This is a genomic window from Spirillospora sp. NPDC049652, assembly GCF_040675125.1.
Lineage (GTDB): Bacteria > Actinomycetota > Actinomycetes > Streptosporangiales > Streptosporangiaceae > Spirillospora.
Window position 1 is genome coordinate 1 of record NZ_JBFAOF010000573.1, and the last position, 4,670, is coordinate 4,670.

At 75.2% G+C, this 4,670-nt stretch carries 5 protein-coding genes and 1 pseudogene; 3 read left to right on the forward strand and 3 right to left on the reverse strand.

Annotation, left to right across the window (positions count from 1 at the left end; all coding sequences use genetic code 11):
• A pseudogene (locus AB0J52_RS28085) lies at positions 1-191 on the forward strand (polyprenyl synthetase family protein); the annotation flags it as partial.
• Between the two features lie 80 nt (positions 192-271).
• Here the strand turns inward: AB0J52_RS28085 and AB0J52_RS28090 are convergent.
• Together AB0J52_RS28090 and AB0J52_RS28095 are read right to left on the reverse strand one after the other, a co-directional pair.
• A complete protein-coding gene (locus AB0J52_RS28090; protein WP_500185416.1) occupies positions 272-868 on the reverse strand; it encodes a TetR/AcrR family transcriptional regulator in 597 nt (198 codons plus the stop codon).
• A 30-nt stretch (positions 869-898) separates the two neighbouring features.
• Complete coding sequence (locus tag AB0J52_RS28095) at positions 899-1,681, reverse strand: DUF6597 domain-containing transcriptional factor (protein WP_500185418.1); 783 nt, start codon at positions 1,679-1,681, stop codon at positions 899-901.
• A gap of 65 nt (positions 1,682-1,746) precedes the next feature.
• On the opposite strand from AB0J52_RS28095, the gene AB0J52_RS28100 reads away from it, so the two are divergent.
• Both AB0J52_RS28100 and AB0J52_RS28105 read left to right on the forward strand, forming a co-directional pair.
• Complete coding sequence (locus tag AB0J52_RS28100) at positions 1,747-2,325, forward strand: TIGR03086 family metal-binding protein (protein ID WP_500185419.1); 579 nt, start codon at positions 1,747-1,749, stop codon at positions 2,323-2,325.
• A 158-nt stretch (positions 2,326-2,483) separates the two neighbouring features.
• Entirely contained in the window at positions 2,484-2,714 is a 231-nt protein-coding gene (locus AB0J52_RS28105) for a hypothetical protein (RefSeq protein ID WP_500185421.1), read from the forward strand.
• Between the two features lie 37 nt (positions 2,715-2,751).
• Here the strand turns inward: AB0J52_RS28105 and AB0J52_RS28110 are convergent.
• Positions 2,752-4,670: ABC transporter permease (locus AB0J52_RS28110; RefSeq protein WP_500185423.1), on the reverse strand; the 1,919-nt coding region annotated here is incomplete at its 5' end.

Consider the following 4,670-nt stretch of genomic DNA (forward strand, 5'->3'; position numbering starts at 1 on the left):
CGCTGGGGGACGCCGAACGGGTCCGCGCCGCGGAGCTGGTCGAGGCCGCCGGCGGGCGCGACTGGACCCGGGGGCGCGCCGCCGAGATGGTGGCGGAGGCGCTGGCCGAGCTCGACGCCGCCGAGCCGATGGGCGCGGCGGCCGAGCACCTGCGCGACCTCGCCCGCCTGGTCACCGCCCGCGACCACTGACCGTCCGCGCTACTGGCCGCCCGCGCTCCTCGATCACTCCGCCGAGGCGACCTGGGCCCGGTGTCGCGGCGTTCCCGCCGTCACGCCGGGCCCGGCTCCTCACCGCCGGAGGGCCAGGTGGTGAGCAGCAGGTGGAGCGCCTCCAGCGCCTTGTCCCAGGACGCCTGGACGTCGCGGGGGTGGCCGAAGGCGCCGTTCGCCTCCAGGGAGATGAAGCCGTGGAAGGCGCTGCGCAGCAGCCGGACGGCGTCGGTGAGGTCGGGGTCGGGCAGCGCGTAGGCGCGCATCATCGCGATCGTGACCTCGACACCGCGTGACCCCTTCACCTGGGCCATCAGCTCCGCGTCTTCGGGCCGGACCGGGATCTGCATGGCGGCGTAGCGGCCGGGATGCTCGCGGGCGTAGTCGCGGTAGGCGTTGGCGAAGGCGACCAGGGCGTCGCGCCCGGCGCGTCCGGCGACCGCCTCGGCGATGCGTTCGGCCTGCTCGTCGCCCGCCTGGAGCGCGACCCGGCGGCGCAGTTCGGCCAGGCTCCGGATGTGCGAGTACAGGCTCGCGTCGCGGACGCCGAAGCGGCGCGCGAGCGCCGAGACCGTCACGTTCTCGATCCCGTGCTCGTCGGCCATCTCCGCCGCCGCCTGGACGATCTTGTCGACCGTCAACCCGGCCCGGACCATGCTTCCCCCTCGCGTGCGTTCGGACGCCGCTCAGCCGCTGCGGGCGTAGCGGGCGGGCGGGACGCCGACCGTGGCGGTGAAGTCCCGGACCAGGTGGGCCTGGTCGAAGTAGCCGAGGTCGGCGGCGAGGGCGGCCCAGTCGACGGCGTCGCCCGCGCCCGCGCGCGTCGCGGCCTCGTGCAGGCGGGCCCGGCGCATCACCCACTTGGGGGTCACGCCGACGTACTCGGCGAACAGCCGCTGCAGCGTGCGGGTGGACACGCCCAGGGACTCGGCGGCCTCCTCCACGCGCAGCAGCTCGGGCCGGGCGGTGATCCACTCGACCATCCCCGCGACCTCGGCGGCGGCCGGGTCGGGCTCGGGGAGCCGTTCCAGCAGGAACGCCTCGGCGAGCGCGGCCATCCGGGCGGTCTCGCGGCCCGCCATGACCTGCCCGGCGAGGTCCGCGACGCCGGGCCCGAAGACCTCGGCGGCCGGGACCCGGCGGTCGGTGAGGTCGCTCACCGGGCCGCCGGCGAACGGCCGGAAGCAGCCCGGCCGGAACTTCACCCCGAACACCTGGCCCTCGCCCTCCAGGCGGCGCACGAACAGGTCGCGCACGACCCCGTAGACGAGGGGCCCCTCGTCCTCGAAGACCAGGTGGACGCTCGGGTACGACAGGACCTTGCTGTCGTGCGGCTCGGCCACCCGCCACCGCACGTGCCAGTACAGCTCCACGAACCGGGCGGCATCGGGGGACGGGTCGTGCCGTCCGGTCTCGACCGCCTCCACGTGCCGCGCCGGGTACAGGACGCCCCGTGCCACGTTCTCCACACCCCCACCCTAGCTGTCGCGAATCTCCAAGAACGCGAGGTGGCGGGCCCCCTAGCCTGATCGTCATGAGGGACCTGCACAGCCACATGAAGGAATGCGCCGCCGAGGCGGCGCGCGTCGCGCGGAACGTTCCGGACGGCCACTGGGACGACACGACCACGTGCGCCGACTTCGACCTGCGGACGCTGGTGAACCACTGGGTCCTGTACACCTCGCACGGCCTGGAGCACCGGGCGCGCCGCGAGACGCTCCCGGAGGAGCTGACCGGGCGGGACTTCACCGCCGACCCGGAGTGGGCCGCGGCCTACGCCGTCCAGCTCGACCGGGCCGTCGCCGCCTGGGCCGACCCGGAGGTCTGGGAGGGCGACATCGACCTCGGGGAGATGACGGTGCCCGCCGCGCAGATCGCCGGCATGGTGATCAAGGAGATGGCGGTGCACGGCTGGGACGTCGCGGTCTCGACCGGCCAGCGGTTCGAGATCTCGCCGGAGGCCGCCGCGTTCGTGTTCTCGGTGGTGGAGGAGAACGCCGAGATCTACCGGCGGTACGACGGCTTCGCCGAGCCGGTCGAGGTCGACGCGTCCGCGCCGGTCTTCGAGCGGGCGCTGGCGCTCTCCGGCCGCGACCCCCACTGGAAGCGGTGACCGGCACCGCGCTGCTCTGAACTGCGCGGTCAGCCGCACTGCGCGGTGACCTGCCATGACGTGGTGATCCGCGTCGCGTTCCGACGCCGGGCGGCCCGGCGGGTGATTTGCCGGGCCGCTGGTGATTTTCGATTGTATGTTCGATTAGTGTGGTCGGCATGACGTCCGAGCACGTGCCCTTCCTGTGCCCGCGCGGGCACCGCCTGGGGCCCGGCCGCGTGATCGTCGGCTGGTCCCCGTGCGGCTGCCCGCCGTGCCTGGAGCGGGGCCGGGGCCTGCGCGGCCACCGCACCTACCTCTGCCTGACCTGCAAGGACGAGCACGTGACCACCATGTGCTACATGCCCCAGCACATCCCGACGCCGGACACGCCCTACCGCTGGCCGTGACCCGCGCGGCGTCCGGGCGCGGGCGCTTTCCGGTGCGCTATTCGGTGCGCAGGGCGGTGGACGTGCGGGTCCGGGCGGCCCATCCGGCGGGCAGCAGGGCGCCCACGACCGCGATCAGCACGCCGCCGAGCAGCAGGACGGCCACCAGCGGCGCGTCGTAGACCGCCACGACGGCGGCGGGGACGCCGGTCCCGGCGGCCTCGCCCATCCGCGGCACGACGGCCGCGTGCAGCGCCGTCCCGAGCGGGACGCCGGCCGCCGCGAAGCACAGCCCGACGAGCCCGACCGTGGTGATGATCATGGTGACGACCTGCCTCGGCGCCATCCCGAGCGCCTTGAGGACGCCCAGGTCGTGGACGCGTTCGCGGGTGTCCAGCACGACCGTGTTGAGCACGCCGAGCCCGGCCACCACGACCAGCAGGACGGTCAGCATCCCGGCGAGGGTGTCCATGGCGACGATCGTGGGGCTGATCTGGATGGTGTTCCGGTCGGCGGACCCGCCCACCGCCGCCAGGGCGCCGTTGAGCGTCTTGGCATAGGCGGCCGCGTCGGCGCCGTCCCGGACGTCGATCTGGAACTCGGTCATCCCGGGGTCGAAGCGGATGTCGAGCGGGGCTGTGGACGCGGCGTCGGTCAGCACGTCCATGCCGTCGTCGCGCAGCATCATGACCTCGCCGACGATCCGGACCCGGGCCGTCCGGCCCGCGTTGGTCAGCGTGATCGTGTCGCCGATCCGCGTCCCGGTGGCCTTCAGGAGCCGGGACGGCGCGACCGCCTCGCCGGGGCCGTGGAACCAGCGGCCGGACACGAGCTCGTACGCGCCCCACGTCGCGTCCCCGGTGTAGGCGGTCAGGGAGACGGCCGTGGTCAGCCCGGCGACGCCGATCCGCGCCTGGGACGTGGTGAAGTACCGGCGGGTGCCCGGCTGCGCCTCGATCGTCCGGGCGACGGCGGCGGTGTCGGCGGGCTTCGGCATGCCCGGCGGCCTGCCGTTCGGAGACCGCCGTCCGGCGTTCGGCGCCTCGGGCGCGCCGCCACCGGGGGCCGTGCCGGGAGGCGGGGGCGCCTCCTGCGAGTCCGGGCCGGGGCCGGGACGGCCCAGGGTGTGGGCGACGACGTCTCCGGGTTCGTCCCGGTTCAGTCCGCTCTCGATGCGGTGCAGGGAGAGGGCGAGACCCGTCCCGAACACGACGGCGGCCGTGCCGAGCATGAGCGCCAGGCCCATCGCGACCGACCGCGCCGGACGCGCGAACGGCGCGGCGAGGCCGAGGCTCAGCGGGCGCGGCAGCGGCAGTCGGCCGAGCAGGCGGCGGACCGTCCGGCCCCGGCCCGGACGCGGCGCGCGTCCGACCGCGATCGCCACCGCCGCCCGGAGCCGTCCGGCGCGGAGCGCGGGGACCAGGGCCGTGACCGCGACGGCGGCGAGCGCGGCGGCGGCCACCGCGACGTTGATCCACGGCGCGACGGCCCGGGCGCCGGTCTTGTAGGCGGTGCCCTCCTGGCGCAGCGCCGGGAGGGCCAGCAGGTTGCCGAACACGACGCCGAGGCCCGTCCCGATCGCGGCGGGGATCAGCGCCTTGCCCACGTACCCGGTGACGACCTGCGCCGGCGTGAAGCCGAGCGACTTCAGCACGCCGATCCGGTGCGTCGCGGCGGCGACGGCCGCGTTCACCACGACGCCGATCGTCAGCACCGACATCACGAGCGCGAGCAGCCCGAACGCGACGATGAACGGCACGAACGTCGCGGTCTCCCGCTCCGCGAGGTGCCGGATCTCCAGGTACGAGCCCGCGCCGGTCAGCGAACCGGGCGGCGCGGCGGCGGCGACGGCGGCGCGGCCGGCCGCCATCTGCGCGTCGGTCGCCGCGTGCCGGAACCGGTAGAGCACCTGGTGGTCGGGGACCCGCCCGGTCAGCGCGGCCAGCGCGGTGAGCTGCGCGGGGACGGTCCACGCGT

Excerpts from the sequence above, each read along its gene's own strand:
- AB0J52_RS28090 (WP_500185416.1), bottom strand. The coding sequence starts at position 868 with ATGGTCCGGGCCGGGTTGACGGTCGACAAGATCGTCCAGGCGGCGGCG.
- AB0J52_RS28100 (WP_500185419.1), top strand. The coding sequence starts at position 1,747 with ATGAGGGACCTGCACAGCCACATGAAGGAATGCGCCGCCGAGGCGGCG.
- AB0J52_RS28105 (WP_500185421.1), top strand. The coding sequence starts at position 2,484 with ATGACGTCCGAGCACGTGCCCTTCCTGTGCCCGCGCGGGCACCGCCTG.